The following is an 18,512-nucleotide window of genomic DNA, read 5'->3' on the forward strand; positions in this document are numbered from 1 at the left end:
AACCGCACCGAGTTACGGTGGTGTGTTCAGGCGGTGGCGAGTTCCTTAGGCGCCGCCGTCAGGGAGACCACCGGGCCGCGGTCGCGGCTGCCCACCCACAGCGACGCCGTCGCGATGATCACCGCCATCGCGCCGAGCACGTGGAACGACACCATCGCCTCCGGCACGCCCAGCGCGTACTGCAGCGAACCCAGCCCGCCCTGCGCCACCGCGACCACCCAGACCACGACGTAGCGCTGCCAGAGGCCCTTCGGCGCGCCGATGCGCATCAGCTGGAGGCCGAACACCGCGAGCAGCAGCAAGTAGAGCACCAGCAGGCCGCCGTGGACCTGGGCGAGCGACTCCACCGGGGCGTCGAGGCGGTGGGTGTTGATGTCTCCGCTGTGCGGGCCGGCGCCGGTCACCGTCGTGCCCGCCGCGAGGACCAGCCACATCACCACGGCCAGCGCCACCAGGATGCCGCGGCCGGACGCGGGGACGAGCGAGCGCGCGGGCTCGTCGCCCTCGCGGAACGCGCGCAGCAGCAGGACCGCGAGCCACACCAGGGGAGTGGTGGCGAGGAAGTGGATCGCGACGGTCCACCACTCGAGCTTCGCGAGGACCGTCATCCCGCCGACGACGGCCTGCAGCACGACACCGCCGGGCATCGTCCAGGCCAGCTTCACCAGCCGCTTGCGGGAGGGGTGGTCGATCTGCACGCGCCACGCAGTGAGGACGGCAATGGCCGCGACGACGATGACGACGCCGGTCAGCAGCCGGTTGCCGAACTCGATCCACTGGTTGAGCGCGTCGATGCCGGAGTCGTGCTTGGGGACGAGGCTGCCGGCGACGCACTGCGGCCAGGTCGGGCACCCGAGGCCGGAGCCGGTGACACGCACGATGGAGCCGGTGACGCCGATCAGCGCCTGCGCGACAACGGCGGCGATCCCGACGGCCCGCTGAACGGAGGCGGACGGAAACGGCAGGCGGGCGACAAGGCTGGTGAACGGCACCCATCGATGGTAGAACCGCGCGGAAAAAGGGCTTTCGGCAGGTCCCGGCGCCCAGAAATGCGCGGCGGCCGCAAGGGACCAAGGTCACGGAAAGGCCGGGCACCACCCTCTCGCAAAGTCACAGCGCACCTTCACGCCCCCATGAACGTGAACGGCAGCCAAAGAGAGAACCGGCACCCCACCCAGACCCGGCCCACCACCCCGATCCGAAGCCAGAACACGGACGGCAGTGCCGGGTCAAGGCATCTTTCCCGCCTTGACGCGGTGCTGCCGTCCGTAGTCACAATCGGCGAGCGGGGTGATGGGCCCACGAGCGCAAAAAACGAATCCGCCGAAAACAGTGTGGACGAGCGGTCAGGTGAGCTTGGTCGTGCGCGAAGCCAACGCGCCGGCAGCGACCGCCCAGACAGTCAGAACCAACATGGGCCCAGGCGCGAAAGCCCCGTCCACCAACGCGGCCCGCATCCCCTCCGCCAGCGCCCCCGACGGCAGCAGCTCCACGACGCGGGCCAACCCCGAAGGCAACGACGACGGCGCCAGCAGGATCCCCCCGGCCAGCAGCAACACGAACCACACGATGTTCGCCAACGCCAGCACGGCCTCGGCCCGCAAAGCGCCACCCAAAAGAACGCCGAGAGCACCGAAAGCCAACGTCCCCAGCACCAGCAGCAAAACCGCCGAGAACAGCCCGGAGGCCGAAGGCGACCACCCCAGGAACGCCGCCACCACACCGATGATCACCGACTGCAGCACGACCACCACCAGCGCCGCGATCAACCGCCCCGCCACGAGCAACCACCGCGGCAACGCCGTCGCGGACAACCGCTTCAGCACTCCGTACCGGCGGTCGAAGCCCAGCGCGATCGCCTGCCCCGTGAACGCCGACGACATCACCGCCAGCGCCAGGATCCGGGGCGTGATCCAGTCCACCCGCGGAACAGAGCCCAGCGACGAAGCGGGCAGGATGTCCAGCAGCGACAACCCGATCAGCAACGCCAGCGGGATCAGCAGCGTCAGCAGGACCTGTTCGCCGTGGCGCAGGGTCAAGCTCGCCTCGACGCGAGCGTGCGTCCGCAGCATGCGGCCGAGGGAGCCGCGCCCGGGGGCCGGTGTGAAAGTGCCAGGAGCAAAAGTCACGCCCGCAGCTCCCGTCCGGTCAGCTCGAGGAAGACCTCTTCGAGCGTCCGCTTGCCGACCTGCAGCTCCTCCGGCAGGACGCCCTGCTGCGCGCACCACGCCGTGACCGTCGACACCACCTGCGGGTCGACCGACCCCACGACGACGTACGTCCCCGGTGCCGACTCGCGCACCGCGTAGCCCTCCGGCAGCGCCGCCGTCAGCAACTCCGTGTCCAGCCGCGTGCGGGCCTTGAACCGCAGGCCCGCGTTGCCGCTGTCGTCCACCGTCAACGACTGCGGGGCACCCGAGACGACGACCTTGCCGTGGTCCACGATCACCACCGTGTCGGCCAGTGCCTCGGCCTCCTCCATCAGGTGCGTGGTCAGCAGCACCGAAACGCCGTCGCGGCGCAACGCCGACAACAGGTCCCACACCAGCCGGCGGGCCTGGGGGTCCATGCCCGCGGTCGGCTCGTCGAGGAACACCAGCTCGGGCCGCCCGACCAGGGCGCACGCCAGCGAAAGCCGCTGCTGCTGCCCGCCGGAAAGGCGCTTGAACGGCGTCCGCCGGACGCTCGAAAGGCCCAGCACGTCCAGCAGCCACGCCGGATCCAGCGGGGACGCCGCGCAGGACGCCACCAGGTTGAGCATCTCGTCGGCGCGGACGCCGGGGTACGCGCCGCCGCCCTGGGGCATGATCCCGACGCGGGGGCGCAGCTGCGCCGACTCGCGGACCGGGTCGAGGCCGAGCACGCGCACCGAACCGGCGTCAGGCTTGAGGAAGCCCTCGCAGATCTCGACGGTGGTGGTCTTGCCGGCCCCGTTCGGGCCGAGCAGGGCGAGCAGGCTGCCGCGCTCCATCCGCAGGTCGAGACCGTCGACCGCGCGGGTGGAGCCGTAGCTTTTCACCAGCCCGGTGATCTCGACGGCGGGGGCACTCACATCGGGTCACGATACGGGCTCGGCCCGCGCGGGCAGCCGCGGGGACGGCCTGGAGAGCAAGACGGGAGCGAGGCGCCGCACGATCAGCATGCCGCCGCCGCACACGACGATCGCCGCGACGTAGGCGAACGGCAGCACGTACGGGCGGCCGTCGAAGGTGCTGCCGGTCGGCGGCAGCAGGAACGGCAGCGCGGCGGACAGCACCGCCGCGGCCACCCGGAAGCGGGACGTCCCGGCCGCCGCGGCCAGCGGGATCACCGCCCACAGCACGTACCAGGGCTGCAGGTTGATCTGCAGGATCATCACCGCGCCCAGCGACACGCCGAGGCCGATGATCGGCCGGTAGCGCCACTTGAAGCTGTCCCACAGGAACTTGACGGTGATCGCCACGGCCACGAGGTAGCCGAGCGCGCCGAGGATCGGCACCAGGCCGTTGGTGTGGTTGCCGAGCCCGAGCGCGATGCCGAGGACGCCGGAGAGGTTGGCCAGCTCGGCGGTGGGGGAGATCCAGGAGCGGACCAGGCCGGGGGTGTTGAACGTCGCGCCGACCCAGCCGAAGCCGAGGCCGGTGCCGAAGCACACGGCGACCAGGACCAGGCCGAACCACGCCGCCATCGGCGCGCCGGCGTAGAAGAGGTCCTTGAGCCGGCCGTGCCAGCGCCGCGCGACCATCACGGCGAAGAACGGCAGCGCGAACACCGCGGGCAGCTTCACCGCGACGCCGAGGGTGATGATCGCCACGCCCAGGCCGATGTACAACAACTCTCCGCGCGCGAGCGGCGGTGGGGTGTCGCCCTTCACCCGGATCGGCAGCTTGCGGATGCCGACCTCGAGGCCGGCGAGCATCAGGCCGACGGCGAGCGCGTCGTTGTGGGCGCCGGCGACGAAGTGGAAGATCAGCAGCGGGTTCAGCGCGCCGAGCCAGAGCGCCGTCGCGGGCTGGACGCCGAAGCGGCGGGCCAGCCGGGGCAGCGCCCAGACGATGAGGACGACGCCGGCGAGCGCGAGCAGCCGCTGCAGCAGCACGCCGACGGCGATGCTGTTGCCGGCCATCGGCGCCAGCCAGCCGCCGAGGCGCAGCACCAGCGGCCCGTACGGCGCCGGCGTCTCGCGCCACATGTTCGACACGCCCGCGGTGAACGGGTCGGCGACGCCGAGGGCCTGGGCCGGGCCGAGCACGTACGGGTCCATCCCGCGGTGCACGATCTCGCTCTGCGCGAGGTAGCTGTAGACGTCGCGGGAGAACAGCGGCGGGATGACCAGCAGCGGCAGCACCCACAGCGCGATGGTCCGGGCGAGCTGGCCCTGGGAGGCCAGCCGGGTGCGGTCGGGGCGGGCGAACTTGCCGAGCATCAGCCAGCTCAGCACCAGGATGCCCATCCCGGAGATGGCGATGGCCAGGGACACCGTCGGGATCCGGGTGAACAGCCGCAGCACCGGGATCTCCTGCACCGGGTTGATCACCGGGGCGGCGCCGGCGCCCAGGGACCCCAGGGCGAGGAAGAGCGACCCGACCGTGCCGAAGCGGCGGACGACGTTCAGCCCGCGGCGCTCGTCGGCCTCCAGGGGCAGCGGCTCGAGCGGGCGGACGGGCGAGAGCGTGACGGGATGGGCACTCCCGGTGTCCAGCTCCGCCACTTGCCGTTCCTGCTGAGCAGGATGTTCGCCCACAGCCACGCGTGCAGGGTATCGGTCCGCCCCGGAGTGAGTCGGGTCACTGCCGGAGACCCCGCCTTTGCGGGTCATCCGGAAATAAGACACACTTGTGTTGTGAAAAAGACGGAGGCGGGTGACCAGGCGGGCGGCGACATGCCCCGCGCCGCACACCCGCACGTCCCGTCGCAGGTCAGCGCCGAGGGCAAGACCCGGCACGAGGTCGCCCGGCTGCTGCTGGAACAGGGTCCCATGACCGCCGTCGTGGTCGCCGAGCAGCTCGGGATCAGCCCGGCGGCCGTCCGCCGGCACCTCGACGCGCTGCTCGCCGACGGCGAGGCCGAGACCCGCGACGCACCCCGCCGCGGACCCCGGGGCCGGGGTCGTCCCGCGAAGCTCTTCCTGCTCACCGAGCCCGGCCGCGCGCGGTTCGGGCACGCCTACGACGACCTGGCCGTCTCGGCCATCCGCTTCCTCGCCGAGCACGCCGGGGAAGACGCCGTCCGCGCCTTCGCCGAGCGCCGCATCGAGAAGCTGGTCGGGCCGCACCGCTCCGCGATCACCGGATCGAGTGATCCCGCGGCGCGCGCGGAGGCCCTGGCGACCGCGTTGACCAGGGAGGGCTACGCTGCGTCGACCCGCCAGGTCGCTGCCCCGGCACCCGGTCAGAACGTCGGGGCGCAGCTTTGCCAGCACCACTGCCCGGTCGCCCACGTGGCCGCGGAGTTCCCGCAGCTCTGCGAGGCCGAGACCGAGGCGTTCGCGCAGCTGCTGGGCACCCACGTCCAGCGGCTGGCGACCATCGCGCGCGGTGACTCCGCGTGCACCACCCACGTACCCGCCACGGCGGGTCAGCCGGCCCATCCCGAGCCGGTGAGAACGGTGTCCCCCGAGGGGCACACAGCACGGATCCCGAATGGAGGGAAACCCGCATGACTGCCGCTGCCGAGCAGCGCACTCCCACCACCGCGCCACTGAGCCAGGAAGAGACCATCGAGTCCCTTGGCAAGTACGCGTTCGGCTGGGCCGACTCCGACGAGGCGGGCGCCAGCGCCCGTCGCGGGCTGAACGAGGACGTCGTCACCGACATCTCCTCGAAGAAGTCCGAGCCGGAGTGGATGCGCGAAGCGCGACTGAAGGCGCTCAAGCTCTTCGAGAAGAAGCCCATGCCCAACTGGGGTGCGGACCTCTCCGGGATCGACTTCGAGAACATCAAGTACTTCGTGCGGTCCACGGAGAAGCAGGCCACCTCCTGGGAGGAACTGCCCGAGGACATCAAGAACACGTACGACAAGCTCGGCATCCCCGAGGCGGAGAAGCAGCGCCTCGTCGCCGGTGTCGCCGCGCAGTACGAGTCCGAGGTCGTCTACCACCAGATCCGCGAGGACCTGGAGGAGCAGGGCGTCCTGTTCCTGGACACCGACTCCGCGCTCAAGGAGCACCCGGAGCTGTTCCAGGAGTACTTCGGCTCGGTCATCCCGGCCGGCGACAACAAGTTCTCCGCGCTGAACACGGCGGTGTGGTCCGGCGGCTCGTTCATCTACGTGCCGAAGGGCGTGCACGTCGAGATCCCGCTGCAGGCCTACTTCCGGATCAACACCGAGAACATGGGCCAGTTCGAGCGCACCCTGATCATCGTCGACGAAGGTGCGTACGTGCACTACGTCGAGGGTTGCACGGCGCCGATCTACCAGTCCGACTCGCTGCACTCGGCGGTCGTGGAGATCATCGTCAAGAAGGGCGCCCGCTGCCGCTACACGACCATCCAGAACTGGTCGAACAACGTCTACAACCTGGTCACCAAGCGCGCCAAGTGCGAAGAGGGCGCGACCATGGAATGGATCGACGGCAACATCGGTTCCAAGGTGACGATGAAGTACCCGTCGGTGTTCCTCATGGGCGAGCACGCCAAGGGCGAGGTCCTGTCGGTCGCGTTCGCGGGCGAGGGCCAGCACCAGGACGCGGGCGCCAAGATGGAGCACCTCGCGCCGTACACGTCCTCGACCATCGTGTCGAAGTCGGTGGCGCGCGGCGGCGGCCGCACCTCCTACCGCGGCCTGGTCCGCGTGGCGAAGCGGGCCCACCACTCGCGCTCCAGCGTGGTCTGCGACGCGCTGCTGGTGGACACGATCTCGCGCTCGGACACGTACCCGTACGTGGACATCCGCAACGACGAGGTGTCCATGGGCCACGAGGCCACGGTGTCCAAGGTCAGCGAGGACCAGCTGTTCTACCTGATGTCGCGCGGTCTCGACGAGGCCGAGGCGATGGCGATGATCGTGCGCGGCTTCGTCGAGCCGATCGCCCGTGAGCTGCCGATGGAGTACGCGCTCGAGCTGAACCGCCTGATCGAGCTCCAGATGGAAGGGTCCGTCGGCTAGTCATGTCGGTTACCGAGAACAACGTTTCCGAAGCTCTCCGCGAGGGGGCGGTCATCCCGGCCGCCTCCCGCGCGGAGCGCTTCACCTCCTACGACGTCGAGGCCTTCGAGGTCCCGGGCGGCCGTGAGGAGAACTGGCGCTTCACGCCGATGAAGCGCCTTCGCGGCCTCCACGACGGCAGCGCCACCGCCACCGGCGAGATCACGCTCGAAGCCGAGGCCGCGCCTGAGCTGAAGATCGAGACCGTCGGCCGCGACGACGAGCGGCTCGGCGCCGCCGGCGTCCCGAGCGACCGGATCGCCGCGCAGGCGTACTCGTCGTTCAAGCAGGCCACCGTCGTGACGGTGCCGAAGGAGACGAAGGCGTCGAAGCCGTCCGTGCTGCGGATCCACGGCCCGGGCGAGGGCCAGGTCGCCTACGGGCACCTGCAGGTCCGCGCCGAGGCGTTCGCCGAAGCCGTGATCGTCCTCGACCACGTCGGCTCCGGCACCTACGCCGACAACGTCGAGTTCGTCATCGGCGACGGCGCCAAGGTCACCGTGGTCAGCGTCCAGGACTGGGCCGACGACGCCGTGCACGTCTCCGAGCAGCACCTGAAGCTGGGCCGCGACGCCGCGCTGCGGCACACCGTGATCACCCTGGGCGGTGACCTGGTCCGCGTCTCGCCGACGGCGACCTTCGCCGACAAGGGCGGCGACGTCGAGATGCTCGGCGTCTACTTCGCGGACAAGGGCCAGCACCAGGAGCACCGCCTCTTCGTCGACCACGCGGTCCCGAACTGCAAGTCGCGCGTGATGTACAAGGGCGCGCTGCAGGGCGACGACGCGCACGCGGTCTGGATCGGCGACGTCCTGATCCGCGCCGCGGCCGAGGCCACCGACACCTACGAGCTCAACCGCAACCTGGTGCTCACGCCCGGGGCGCGCGCGGACTCGGTGCCGAACCTCGAGATCGAGACCGGCGAGATCGAAGGCGCCGGCCACGCGAGCGCGACGGGAAGGTTCGACGACGAGCAGTTGTTCTACCTCCAGTCGCGCGGGATCGCCGAAGAAGCCGCGCGGCGCCTGGTCGTGCGCGGGTTCTTCCACGAGATCCTGGTGAAGATCGACGTCCCCGAGGTGCGCGAGCGCCTCGAAGCCGCGATCGAAGCCGAACTCGAAGCCGTTGGCGCCTGACCGCCCTCTCTGACTTAGGAAACGAAGAAATGGCTACCCTGGAAATCAAGGACCTCCACGCCTCGGTCACGACCGACGAGGGCGCCAAGGAGATCCTCAAGGGCGTCAACCTGACCATCAAGTCGGGCGAGACGCACGCGATCATGGGCCCGAACGGCTCGGGCAAGTCCACGCTGTCCTACGCGATCGCCGGGCACCCGAAGTACGAAGTCACCTCGGGTGAGGTGCTCCTCGACGGCGAGAACGTCCTCGAGATGAGCGTCGACGAGCGCGCCCGCGCGGGCCTGTTCCTCGCGATGCAGTACCCGGTCGAGGTGCCGGGCGTGTCCATGTCCAACTTCCTCCGCACCGCGGCCACCGCGGTCCGTGGCGAGGCCCCCAAGCTGCGCCACTGGGTCAAGGAGGTCAAGGAGGAGATGGGCAAGCTCGAGATCTCGCAGGAGTTCGCCGAGCGCTCGGTCAACGAGGGCTTCTCCGGCGGCGAGAAGAAGCGCCACGAGATCCTGCAGCTGGCGCTGCTCAAGCCGAAGTTCGCCATCCTCGACGAGACCGACTCCGGCCTCGACGTCGACGCCCTGCGCGTCGTCTCCGAGGGCGTCAACGCGTACAAGGCTTCGAGCGAGGTCGGCGTCATGCTGATCACGCACTACACCCGGATCCTCCGCCACATCACGCCGGACTTCGTGCACGTCTTCGCCGGCGGCAAGATCGTCGAGTCGGGCGGCAAGGAGCTCGCCGACGAGCTGGAGGAGAACGGTTACGTCAAGTACGTGGGCAAGCCCGAGCCCGCCGCGCTCTGACGTTTTCCCGTAGGACACCGAGAATGAGAGGAGTCGGCCCGATGACCACCACCTCGGCCAGCTCTTTGCCACTGGACGTGGCGGCCCTGAGGGCCGACTTCCCCATCCTGTCGCGCACCGTCCGCGACGGGAAACCCTTGGTGTACCTGGACTCCGGGGCGACGTCGCAACGGCCGGAAGCGGTGCTCGACGCCGAACGGCACTACGTCGTCACGTCGAACGCCGCCGTCCACCGCGGCGCGCACCAGCTGTCCGAAGAAGCGACCGACGCCTACGAGTCCGCCCGGGCGAAGATCGCCGAGTTCGTCGGCGCCGACCCCGAGGAGCTGGTGTTCACCAAGAACGCCACCGAGGGCATCAACCTGGTCGCCTACTCCTTCGGCAACGCCGCCACCGCCGGCCCGGAAGCCGCGCGCTTCGTCGTCGGGCCGGGCGACGAGATCGTCGTCACCGAGATGGAGCACCACGCGAACCTCGTGCCGTGGCAGCAGCTCTGCCAGCGCACCGGCGCGACGCTGAAGTGGTTCAAGGTGACGCCCGAGGGCCGCCTTGATCTGTCCGATGTGGACGAACTGATCACGCCCCGCACCAAGGTCGTCGCGTTCGCGCACCAGTCGAACGTGCTCGGCACGGTCAACCCGGTCGAGCTGCTCGTCGAGAAGGCCAAGGCCGTCGGCGCGTTCACCGTGCTCGACGCCTGCCAGTCGGTGCCGCACTTCCCGGTGAACTTCCACGCTCTCGGGGTCGACTTCGCCGCGTTCTCCGGGCACAAGATGCTGGGCCCGTCCGGCATCGGCGTCCTTTACGGACGGACTGAGCTGCTCGAAGCGATGCCGCCGTTCCTCACCGGCGGGTCGATGATCGAGATGGTCCGGATGGAGGGCTCGACCTTCGCGCCGCCGCCGCAGCGGTTCGAGGCCGGCGTCCCGATGACGTCGCAGGCCATCGGCCTCGGCGCGGCCGTCGACTACCTCTCGGCCATCGGCATGGACCGGATCGCGGCGCACGAGCACGAGCTCGCCGCGGCGGCCATCGAGGGCATCTCCGCCATCCCCGGCGTCCGGATCATCGGGCCGACCGACCTGAAGGACCGCGGCGCGACCGTGTCGTTCGTGATCGACGGCGTGCACCCGCACGACGCCGGCCAGGTGCTCGACAGCCTCGGCATCGCCGTCCGCGTCGGCCACCACTGCGCGTGGCCGCTGCACCGCGCGTGCAACGCGCAGGCGACCGTGCGCGCGTCCTTCTACCTCTACAACGAGCTGTCCGAAGTGGACGCGCTCGTCGCGGGCATCCGCGAGGCGCAGAAGTTCTTCGGGGTGGCCCAGTGAACCTGGAGAGCATGTACCAGGAGATCATCCTGGACCACTACAAGAACCCGCACGGGCGCGGCCTCCGCGACCCGTTCGACGCCGAGTCGTTCCAGGTCAACCCGACCTGCGGCGACGAGGTGACGCTGCGCGTCAAGGTCGACGACGGGAAAGTCGCCGACGTCTCCTACGACGGCCAGGGCTGTTCGATCAGCCAGGCCTCGACGTCGGTCTTGACGGATCTCGTCGTCGGCCACACGATCGAGGAGGCGTTCACCACCATGGACGCCTTCGTGGAACTGATGCAGGGCAAGGGAAAGGTCGAGCCGGACGAGGACGTGCTGGAGGACGGGGTCGCCTTCGCGGGCGTCGCCAAGTACCCCGCCCGCGTCAAGTGCGCCCTCCTCGGCTGGATGGCTTTCAAGGACGCCGTCGCCCGGACGACCAGTGGAGCTGAAAAGGCATGACCGAAGACACCGCCACCGACGCTCGCGAGGGCCGGACCGCCGCCGACCTCGACGCCGAGACCACCGCGAAGCAGGACCTCGACCTCGCCAAGATCGAGGACGTCGAGGAAGCCATGCGCGACGTCGTCGACCCCGAGCTCGGCATCAATGTCGTCGACCTCGGCCTGGTCTACGACATCCGCGTCGAGCCGGACAACACGGCGACCCTCGACATGACCCTGACCTCGGCGGCCTGTCCGCTGACCGACGTCATCGAGGACCAGACGAACGCCGCGCTCACCAGCGGCGGCCTGGTCAAGGACTTCCGGATCAACTGGGTCTGGATGCCGCCGTGGGGCCCGGAGAAGATCACCGAGGACGGCCGCGAGCAGCTGCGCGCCCTCGGCTTCACCGTCTGATTTCTCGCACACCGAGCGGGTCACCTTCCGAGGTGGCCCGCTTTGTGTATAACGCCCTATACCGCGCGTGCCAGGCCAGCGCGTAGAGGCCGAGCGCGGCGAAGAACCCGCTGCAGGCGCCGGTGACCAGCAGGTACGTCGCGTTGCCGACCACGCCCGCGCGGGTCATCGGGTCGTGGTGGGCGAGGAACGGCAGCACCTGCGCCAGAACGCCGGTGACCGCGCCGGCCGCCAGGAGTGCCGTGACGGCCGTGCGGTGCCGGGTGCCCGGCGGGACCGGCCGCACGGGCGCGCCGCGGTACCAGCGCACGAGCCACCACGCGAGGACCGCGGCGCCGGCGATCGTGCTGACCAGCTGGATCAGCCGGCCGACGTCCACGCCCGTGACCAGCGGAACCCGCAGGAACGGGAAGCCGCCGCTCTCGTGCGTGAACGCGTCCCAGCCGACGTGGGTGGCGGCACCGAGCACCAGGGACAGGGCGATCCACCCGGGCCGCCGCCAGCTGAAGCCGCGGGGAAGCCGCGCGGCCAAACGCGACGGTGCCAGCGCCAGCAGCGGCCGTTTCAGCAAGACGTGGAACACGGCCAGCAGAACCAGCGCGAGCAGCGGGTCGAGCCAGAGGACCGACGCGAATTCGTGCGTCTTCGTCAAGCCGATGCCGGGCAGCCGCGGCACGAACCAGAAGACGTCCGGCGCCACCGACCCGGCCACGAGCGCGGACGGGACCAGGGGACGCCTGGCCAGCGGGAGCACGGCGGCCGGATGACTCAGCGTGAACGGCACGGGAGCTAGTATCCCGGGGTGGTCCTGCGCTCGATCGTCCTGTTCCTCGCCGCGGCGGTCTGCGAAATCGGCGGCGCGTGGCTGGTCTGGCAGGGCGTCCGCGAACACCGCGGCTGGCTCTGGATCGGCGGCGGGATCCTGGCTCTGGGCGTGTACGGCTTCGTGGCGACGCTCCAGCCGGACGTCCACTTCGGCCGCATCCTCGCGGCGTACGGCGGCGTGTTCGTCGCCGGTTCGCTGGTCTGGGGGATGGTCGCGGACGGTTACCGCCCGGACCGCTACGACGTCCTCGGCGCGCTGCTGTGCCTGGCCGGGGTCGCGGTGATCATGTATTCACCCCGGTCCGGGTGATTCGTAACGTTCTCCCGCCGCCGCCGATAGACCGGTGCGATCGTCAGGGGGAACGTATGCGCAAACTTGTCCTGCTTCCGGCTGTCCTCGTCGCCGCGTCCATCTCGGTCCTCACGGCTCCCGCGGCTTCGGCCGCGGACGGGTTCGTGCCGTCGGCCACCGTCGCGCGGGCGTCCTGGGGGTACGTCGAAGCGGGGACGCCGACGGCCGCCCACCCGGGCGGCACCGGCACCGCCCCGGTCGGCACCACGGCGCGCGGCGCGAAGGCCGCGCGGTCGTTCTTCACCTTCGACGTCGCCCGGTTCAAGGGGACGCACGTCGTGTCGGCCGTGGTGGCGGCCAAGGAAACGCGGGCCGCCGACTGCGCGCACCGGTCGCTCGAACTGTGGCGCACCGCGCCGTTCACGTCGCGCTCGTCGTGGGTGAAACCGCCCGCGGAGCTGGAACGCCTGGCCACGGCGGGAAAGCCGGCGTCGGGCTGCGTCGTCGCGGACACGCGGTTCGACGTCACCGCGGCCCTCGGCGCGGCGGCCGCGCGGGGTGACGCCCAGCTGACGCTCGAGCTGCGGGTCCCGGCCGGGCAGGAGTTCGACCCGCGGTACGCCCGGGACTTCGCCGACGCCGTCGCGCTGCAAGTCGGGTACAACGGCGCGCCCGCCGCGCCCACGGCGCTGGAAAACAACGACGTCGCCTGCACACCCGACGCGCCCGGCCGCTACCTCAACCCGAACTACCGCGACTTCACCGCGTCCGTCGTCATGTCCGGGCACTTCACCGACCCCGACGCGGGTGACGGACTGACCGCGCGCTACGAACTGTGGCCGGCGGACCAGCCCGCGGCGAAGCGGCAGCTCGACGCGCCGGTCTAGGAAAGCGGTTCGGGCTCGGTGCTGGTGAAGAGCGAGGAACTCACCGAAGGCACCACCTACGCCTGGCGCGTCCGGGGCGACGACGGCACGGACGTCTCGCCGTGGAGCACCACCTGCTACTTCACCGTCGACCGCGTCGTGCCGAACGCGCCCACCGTCACCTCCGACGTCTACCGGACCGACGTGGGCGGCGAGCAGGGTGACGTCGGGCTGCCGGGGCACTTCACCTTCGCCGCCAACGGTTCCGACGACGTCGTCGGCTACGAGTACGCGATCTCGACCGGCGGCTGGACGGACCCGAAGACGGCCGCGCCGGAGCACCCGGGCGGCCCGGTGACGGTCACCTGGGCGCCCAAGGACTCCGGCTGGAACTACGTCTACGCCTACACGATCGACCGCGCCGGCAACCGCTCGCAGGCGCTGTCGACCGGCTTCTACGTCCGCGAGTCGCGGCCCGACATCTGGTCGGTGCAGTACCCGCAGGGGTGGACCAACCTCGACGGCGGCGTCGGAATCCCGGGCGTCTTCACCTTCTCCCCGATGACGCTGGAGGACGTCGTCGAGTACCAGTACCGGCTCGACGACGGCCCGACCCTGACCGTGCCCGCGGGTGACGACCACAAGGGCGCCGCGACCATCACCCCGCGCAGCGGCGGGTTCCACGACGTGTACGTGCGGAGCAAGACCGCGTCGGGCTACGTCGGGGCGGAGCGGGGGTACCACTTCCAGGTCGACGACATGCCGACGGTGACCGGCGCGGACGGCCTGCTCCTGCTCGGCGAGCCGCGGACGATGACCTTCGCGCCGCGCGCGGCCGGGGTCACGTCGTACGACTACGCGTTCGTCCTCAACGGCGGTTCGCCGACCGGGTTCCGGTCGGTGCCGGCCGGTCCGGACGGCACGGCGACCATCACCTGGACGCCCGACCGCACCGACTACATCCAGCTCCGGATCCGCAGCCACAGCGGCGCGGCCGAGCCGACCCTCGAGCGGTCGGTGTACCTGAGCATCGACGGCGCCGCGCCCAAGGTGACGGTGACCGGCGGCGCCCACCCCGGGGAGGCGGCCCAGGCGGTGTTCAGCAGCAAGCTGACGGGCGTCGCGAAGTACCAGTACTCGATCGGCTCCGACGGCCCGCACACCGTCGCGGCCCGCGCCGACGGAACCGCCACGGTCACCTGGACCCCGACGACCGGCGGCTGGCAGACGGTCGAAGCCCGGGCGATCACGACGAGCGGGATCACCACCGACCCGGGCTGGGGCTCCGTCTACGTCCACGACGAGCCGGGGATCACCTCGGCGGAGTTCCCGGAGGACGGCACCACGGCCGGGCACCCGGGCCGGTTCACCCTGGTGGCCCACCAGCCGGGCGCGATCGAGTTCGTTTATTCGCTGGGCGGCGCCGAAGTGACGCTGCCGGTCGGACCGGACGGCCGGGCCTCCTTCGACTGGACGCCGCCGGGCTACGACGACTACCGGCTCACCGCCTGGACGCGGGACGCCGCCGGGACGTCGTCGACGCAGCAGACGTACGACTTCGACGTGTTCACCCAGCCGGTGATCGCCTCCGACGACTACCCCCAAGGGGAGTTCGGCGGCGGACCGGGCGTGGCCGGGACCTTCCGCTTCTCGACGGCGTCGGACTCGGCGGCGAGCTACGACTACACCTTCTCGGGCCCGTCGGAGGACGAGAGCGGCACGGTCGCGGCGGGTCCGGACGGCACGGCGACGCTGACGTGGACACCGCGGGAGCCGGGGTACTACTCGCTGACCGTTTCGCACCGCTACGGCACCGGCGGGTACCGGACCGAGCGCGACTACTGGTTCTTCGTCAGGGAAGGCGCCACTTCGTGACCGAGCCTTCTTTCCCGCCGGCGCCGCCCGAGCCGGCGAAACCGCGCTCGAACCTGCGCGCGGTGCTGGTGCTGATCGCCGTCGCGGTGCTCGGCGTGGGCGCCGGTGCGTACGGCTTCGGCCGGTTGATGCTGGGGTACGAGGCCTACGCGTTGCAGGGCGGGAACATGAGTCCCACCTTGCAGCCGGGGGACCGGCTGGTGGTGCACCGGGCCGACGGCGCCGAGGTGCACCGCGGGGATCTCGTCGCCGTCGACCTGAGCGCGTACGCCGAACCGGGCCGCGCCGGAATCAGCGTCGTCCGCGTGGTCGGGGTCGCGGGGGACACGGTCGCCTGCTGCACCGGCGAGCACCTCACGGTCAACGGCAAGCCGATCACCGAGCCCTACATCACCCCCGGCTACGAGGGTCTTTTCGAGTTCTCCGCGAAGGTTCCCGAGGGCACGATCTTCGTCGAGGGCGACAACCGCGGCAACTCCGACGACTCGCGGTTCAGCGGCCCCGTGCGGCTGTCCGGGGTCACCGGATTCGTGGTCGCCACCGGCACGGTCGTCACTCCTCGGTCGCTGCCGCCGGTCACCGCGTTCACCGACGCGGGACTGCCGGGAACGCCGTACTCCGACGGCACCTTGGCCACCCTGAAGTGGTGGATCCTCGGCGGCTTCGTGCTGTTCGTCGCCGGCCTCACCGGGCTGATCGTGACCGCCGTCCGGAGCGCCGGAAGACGACGAAGAGCAGCCGCAGCCCCACCAGCGCGCTGATCACCAGCAGGTTGTAGCCGAACACCTGGTGCAGCGTCAGGTCGGCGACGACGCGCGGGCCGCCGTCGCCGGCCAGCAGCAGGACGGCCATCAGCCCGGTCGCCGCGCCGACGAACGCCAGCAGGACCTCGTGCACGAGGGTCGTGACGACGTCTCGGTCGCGCTCGTCGGAGAACAGCCGGACGTTCACCGACAGCCTGCCCTCCTCCAGCGCGGCGCCGACGCGGTCGACGCGGCGCGGGAGGCGGCGCAGGACCGGCAGCAGCGCCGTGAATTCGGTGAGCGCGGCGTGGCGCAGCGAGTCCGGCCGCAGCCGGGCGCCGACCTGCTCGGCGGCGAACGCGCGGGATTCGGCCAGGACGTCGAACGCGGGGTCCAGCGCCGACAGCGTCCCTTCGACGGTGGCGAGCGCCCGGAACACGGCGGCGATCGGCGGCGGCACGCTCAGCCGGAAGTCCGCGACGACCCGGAACAGGCTGGTGAACAGGTCGAGGCCGGGGGAGCGGCCGGGCCCGAAGTGCCGGGCGACGAGCGCGCCGAGTGCGCGGTCGAGGCGCTGCTCGTCGATGTCGCCGGTGCGGTCGACGATCTCCAGCAGTCCGTCGCGCAGGGCGGCCGGGTCGCCGCGGTCGAGGGCCAGCACGAGGTTCTGCAGGCCGCCGCGCAGCCCGGCGTCGAGGCGGCCGACCGAGCCGAAGTCGAGCAGACCCAGGCGGCCGTCGGCGAGCAGCATGAGGTTGCCCGGGTGCGGGTCGGCGTGGAAGACACCGCCGATCAGCACCTGGTCGAGCAGGCACCGCAGGAGGGCCCGCGCGAGCCGCTTGCGGTCGGCCGCCGGAGCCGTCTCCAGGGGCTTGCCGTCCAATCGGGACATGACCAGGACGCGCTCGGTGGACAGTGCTTTGTGGACGGTCGGTACCGCGACGTCCGGGCACGAAGTGGCGCCCACGGCGGCGATGTTGCGGGCTTCGATGGTGAAGTCGAGCTCTTCGGTGAGCGCCTCGGCGAACCCGTCGGCGAGTTCGGCGACCCCGAGGGAGCGTGCCCAGTCCGCGCGTTCCTCGAGGGCCGCGGCGACGCGGCGGACGATGTCGGTGTCGCGTTCGGCTTGTTCCCGGACCCCGGGGCGCTGCACCTTGACCACGACGTCTTCGCCGCTTCGCAGGCGGGCCCGGTAGACCTGCGCGACCGACGCGGCGGCCAGGGGTTCCGGGTCGAACTCGGCGAAGACGTCGTCGGGCGAGCCGCCGAGCTCTTCGGTCAGCACGGCCCACACGGCGTCGGCCTTCGCGGGCGCGACCCGGTCCTGCAGCTTCGCGAGCTCGTCGACGAACACCGGCGGCAGCAGGTCCGCGCGCGTCGAGAGCAGCTGGCCGAGCTTCACGAACGTCACGCCGCCTTCCTCGAGCGCGAGGCGCAGGGAGCGGGCGAGCTTGGCGTGCCGGACGCCGGCTTCGCGGCGGCCGGCGAGGTGGCGGCCGAGGCCGTGCTTGATCGCGATCCGGCTGATCTGCGAATACCGGCGGGCGCGCCGGACCTTGGCGCGCAGCGACCGCGGCCGGAACCCGCCCGACAGGGCCAGCTCGGCGACGAAGAGGAAGATCAGCGTCGCCAGGAAAGCGCTGCCCGCCATCGGGATCAGCAGGCCGACGGCCGCGCCGCCGTTGTGCAGCAGGGAAACCGGGAACGCCTGGCCGATGCCGCCCGCGACGAGCCAGCCGAAGGCGGCGCCGCACAGCGCGCGGACGGCGCCGATCCGCACGCCGAGTACGCGCCGGGAGGCGACCACGAGCGGCCACAGCACGAGCGCGTAGAGCGGCAGGGTCAGCAGGCCCAGCAGGATGTCCATGGGGCGAGCAGACCACGGCGGCCGGGCCGGGCGGCTCACGCGGCGGCGGGACCGGGCTCCCTCCGGCGAGGGAGCTACTTTCGGCCGTGGCCGGCCTGTCGGTGGACTTCTAACCTGATCGCTCGAACCACGGTGAAGTGTTCTCTGAATCGGACGAAGGAGACACGATGGACGCACGCGTGATCAGCCGGATCGCGGCCCTGGCCCTGGTGGCCCCGCTGGGCCTGGGTTTCGCGCCCGCCGCATCGGCGGCCGCGGTCACGACGCTCTACTACAGCTCGTCGGGAGCGCCGGACTACCTCGCGCAGATCGACCAGGGCGCGGCCAACTGGAACGCCGCGGTCACCGACGTGAAGCTGGTCAAGCGCACCACGGGCGCGACGATCAAGTTCCACGAGATCCACAGCGGCGGTTCGTACACGAACACGAACGGCCACGGCCGCGGCGACATCTACCTGGACACGAGCCAGGTGGCGGAGGGCTACGACCCGACCCGCATCGCGGCGCACGAGCTGGGCCACAACCTGGGGTTGCCGGACCACTACAGCGGGCCGTGCACGGAGCTGATGTCCGGCCACGGACCGGGAACGTCCTGCACGAACGCGAAGCCTTCGTCCGCCGAGGCGGCGAAGGTGCAGTCTTTGTGGGTGAACGGGTTGGCGGGGGCTGAGGCCGCTCCGCGCAAGGTCGCGTTGTAGCGCTGACGCCGGTCGACGCCTGGTTGCCCACAGCCCGGCCGTGTTGTGGACAACCAGGCTCCGGTCGCGCGCTTTCCGGCTTTTCGTCGGGCGGCGCCGATACAATGGAA

General features: G+C 70.9%; 18 protein-coding genes. 12 read left to right on the forward strand and 6 right to left on the reverse strand.

Annotation, left to right across the window (positions count from 1 at the left end; genetic code table 11):
* Nucleotides 1-26: 26 nt before the first annotated feature.
* The 4 genes from ACERZO_RS00640 to mptB form a co-directional block, all read right to left on the reverse strand.
* Complete coding sequence (locus ACERZO_RS00640) at nt 27-992, reverse strand: COX15/CtaA family protein (protein ID WP_372660058.1); 966 nt, start codon at nt 990-992, stop codon at nt 27-29.
* 354 nt (nt 993-1,346) lie between these two features.
* Entirely contained in the window at nt 1,347-2,072 is a 726-nt protein-coding gene (locus tag ACERZO_RS00645) for an ABC transporter permease (RefSeq protein WP_372660060.1), read from the reverse strand.
* Nucleotides 2,073-2,125: 53 nt separating this feature from the next.
* A complete protein-coding gene (locus tag ACERZO_RS00650) occupies nt 2,126-3,052 on the reverse strand; it encodes an ABC transporter ATP-binding protein (protein ID WP_372660062.1) in 927 nt (308 codons plus the stop codon).
* Nucleotides 3,053-3,058: 6 nt separating this feature from the next.
* Nucleotides 3,059-4,690 (reverse strand): polyprenol phosphomannose-dependent alpha 1,6 mannosyltransferase MptB, encoded by a 1,632-nt coding sequence (gene mptB, locus ACERZO_RS00655; protein WP_372662854.1) that lies wholly within the window; start codon nt 4,688-4,690, stop codon nt 3,059-3,061.
* 171 nt (nt 4,691-4,861) lie between these two features.
* Between mptB and ACERZO_RS00660 the strand changes: the two genes are divergently transcribed.
* Genes ACERZO_RS00660 through ACERZO_RS00690 form a run of 7 tightly spaced genes read left to right on the forward strand, consistent with a single transcriptional unit; the run spans nt 4,862 to nt 11,236 of the window.
* Nucleotides 4,862-5,641, forward strand: a complete 780-nt coding sequence (locus tag ACERZO_RS00660) for a helix-turn-helix transcriptional regulator (RefSeq protein WP_372662857.1) — start codon at nt 4,862-4,864, stop codon at nt 5,639-5,641.
* On the forward strand, nt 5,638-7,086 hold the full coding sequence (sufB, locus tag ACERZO_RS00665) for a Fe-S cluster assembly protein SufB (protein ID WP_354913674.1): 1,449 nt from the start codon (nt 5,638-5,640) through the stop codon (nt 7,084-7,086). The genes ACERZO_RS00660 and sufB overlap by 4 nt, the downstream gene beginning before the upstream one ends.
* A 2-nt stretch (nt 7,087-7,088) precedes the next feature.
* The gene (sufD, locus tag ACERZO_RS00670; protein WP_372660064.1) at nt 7,089-8,261 is read left to right on the forward strand and encodes a Fe-S cluster assembly protein SufD; all 1,173 of its coding nucleotides are present in this window, start codon (nt 7,089-7,091) and stop codon (nt 8,259-8,261) included.
* Between the two features lie 29 nt (nt 8,262-8,290).
* Nucleotides 8,291-9,061, forward strand: a complete 771-nt coding sequence (gene sufC, locus ACERZO_RS00675) for a Fe-S cluster assembly ATPase SufC (RefSeq protein WP_361102571.1) — start codon at nt 8,291-8,293, stop codon at nt 9,059-9,061.
* A gap of 41 nt (nt 9,062-9,102) precedes the next feature.
* Nucleotides 9,103-10,392 carry a cysteine desulfurase gene (locus tag ACERZO_RS00680; protein ID WP_372660066.1) on the forward strand — a complete coding sequence of 430 codons (1,290 nt, stop codon included), beginning with the start codon at nt 9,103-9,105 and terminating at the stop codon, nt 10,390-10,392.
* On the forward strand, nt 10,389-10,838 hold the full coding sequence (sufU, locus tag ACERZO_RS00685; protein WP_364446784.1) for a Fe-S cluster assembly sulfur transfer protein SufU: 450 nt from the start codon (nt 10,389-10,391) through the stop codon (nt 10,836-10,838). The genes ACERZO_RS00680 and sufU overlap by 4 nt, the downstream gene beginning before the upstream one ends.
* Nucleotides 10,835-11,236 carry a metal-sulfur cluster assembly factor gene (locus ACERZO_RS00690; RefSeq protein WP_086677997.1) on the forward strand — a complete coding sequence of 134 codons (402 nt, stop codon included), beginning with the start codon at nt 10,835-10,837 and terminating at the stop codon, nt 11,234-11,236. The genes sufU and ACERZO_RS00690 overlap by 4 nt, the downstream gene beginning before the upstream one ends.
* On the opposite strand, the gene ACERZO_RS00695 is transcribed toward ACERZO_RS00690, so the two are convergent.
* A complete protein-coding gene (locus tag ACERZO_RS00695) occupies nt 11,226-12,020 on the reverse strand; it encodes a DUF4184 family protein (RefSeq protein WP_372660069.1) in 795 nt (264 codons plus the stop codon). The genes ACERZO_RS00690 and ACERZO_RS00695 overlap by 11 nt on opposite strands.
* Nucleotides 12,021-12,038: 18 nt before the next feature.
* Here ACERZO_RS00695 and ACERZO_RS00700 point away from each other — a divergent pair, with 18 nt between their 5' ends.
* The 4 genes from ACERZO_RS00700 to lepB are packed head-to-tail and all read left to right on the forward strand — an operon-like array spanning nt 12,039 to nt 15,855.
* Nucleotides 12,039-12,371 carry a YnfA family protein gene (locus ACERZO_RS00700; protein WP_372660071.1) on the forward strand — a complete coding sequence of 111 codons (333 nt, stop codon included), beginning with the start codon at nt 12,039-12,041 and terminating at the stop codon, nt 12,369-12,371.
* Nucleotides 12,372-12,427: 56 nt separating this feature from the next.
* On the forward strand, nt 12,428-13,240 hold the full coding sequence (locus ACERZO_RS00705; protein WP_372660073.1) for a hypothetical protein: 813 nt from the start codon (nt 12,428-12,430) through the stop codon (nt 13,238-13,240).
* Between the two features lie 18 nt (nt 13,241-13,258).
* On the forward strand, nt 13,259-15,094 hold the full coding sequence (locus tag ACERZO_RS00710) for a hypothetical protein (protein WP_372660075.1): 1,836 nt from the start codon (nt 13,259-13,261) through the stop codon (nt 15,092-15,094).
* The gene (gene lepB, locus ACERZO_RS00715; RefSeq protein ID WP_372660077.1) at nt 15,091-15,855 is read left to right on the forward strand and encodes a signal peptidase I; all 765 of its coding nucleotides are present in this window, start codon (nt 15,091-15,093) and stop codon (nt 15,853-15,855) included. The genes ACERZO_RS00710 and lepB overlap by 4 nt, the downstream gene beginning before the upstream one ends.
* Here lepB and ACERZO_RS00720 read toward each other — a convergent pair.
* Complete coding sequence (locus tag ACERZO_RS00720; RefSeq protein ID WP_372660079.1) at nt 15,779-17,704, reverse strand: ABC1 kinase family protein; 1,926 nt, start codon at nt 17,702-17,704, stop codon at nt 15,779-15,781. The two genes, lepB and ACERZO_RS00720, sit on opposite strands and share 77 nt — an antisense overlap.
* A 167-nt stretch (nt 17,705-17,871) precedes the next feature.
* Between ACERZO_RS00720 and ACERZO_RS00725 the strand changes: the two genes are divergently transcribed.
* The gene (locus tag ACERZO_RS00725) at nt 17,872-18,402 is read left to right on the forward strand and encodes a snapalysin family zinc-dependent metalloprotease (RefSeq protein ID WP_372660081.1); all 531 of its coding nucleotides are present in this window, start codon (nt 17,872-17,874) and stop codon (nt 18,400-18,402) included.
* The last annotated feature ends 110 nt before the right edge of the window (nt 18,403-18,512 follow it).

Source organism: Amycolatopsis kentuckyensis, assembly GCF_041679295.1.
Classification (GTDB): domain Bacteria; phylum Actinomycetota; class Actinomycetes; order Mycobacteriales; family Pseudonocardiaceae; genus Amycolatopsis; species Amycolatopsis kentuckyensis_A.

Coding starts and splice junctions, on each gene's coding strand:
- ACERZO_RS00645 (WP_372660060.1), bottom strand. CDS start 2,072: ATGCTGCGGACGCACGCTCGCGTCGAGGCGAGCTTGACCCTGCGCCAC.
- ACERZO_RS00660 (WP_372662857.1), top strand. CDS start 4,862: ATGCCCCGCGCCGCACACCCGCACGTCCCGTCGCAGGTCAGCGCCGAG.
- sufB (WP_354913674.1), top strand. CDS start 5,638: ATGACTGCCGCTGCCGAGCAGCGCACTCCCACCACCGCGCCACTGAGC.
- sufD (WP_372660064.1), top strand. CDS start 7,089: ATGTCGGTTACCGAGAACAACGTTTCCGAAGCTCTCCGCGAGGGGGCG.
- sufC (WP_361102571.1), top strand. CDS start 8,291: ATGGCTACCCTGGAAATCAAGGACCTCCACGCCTCGGTCACGACCGAC.
- ACERZO_RS00680 (WP_372660066.1), top strand. CDS start 9,103: ATGACCACCACCTCGGCCAGCTCTTTGCCACTGGACGTGGCGGCCCTG.
- ACERZO_RS00690 (WP_086677997.1), top strand. CDS start 10,835: ATGACCGAAGACACCGCCACCGACGCTCGCGAGGGCCGGACCGCCGCC.
- ACERZO_RS00705 (WP_372660073.1), top strand. CDS start 12,428: ATGCGCAAACTTGTCCTGCTTCCGGCTGTCCTCGTCGCCGCGTCCATC.
- ACERZO_RS00720 (WP_372660079.1), bottom strand. CDS start 17,704: ATGGACATCCTGCTGGGCCTGCTGACCCTGCCGCTCTACGCGCTCGTG.
- ACERZO_RS00725 (WP_372660081.1), top strand. CDS start 17,872: ATGGACGCACGCGTGATCAGCCGGATCGCGGCCCTGGCCCTGGTGGCC.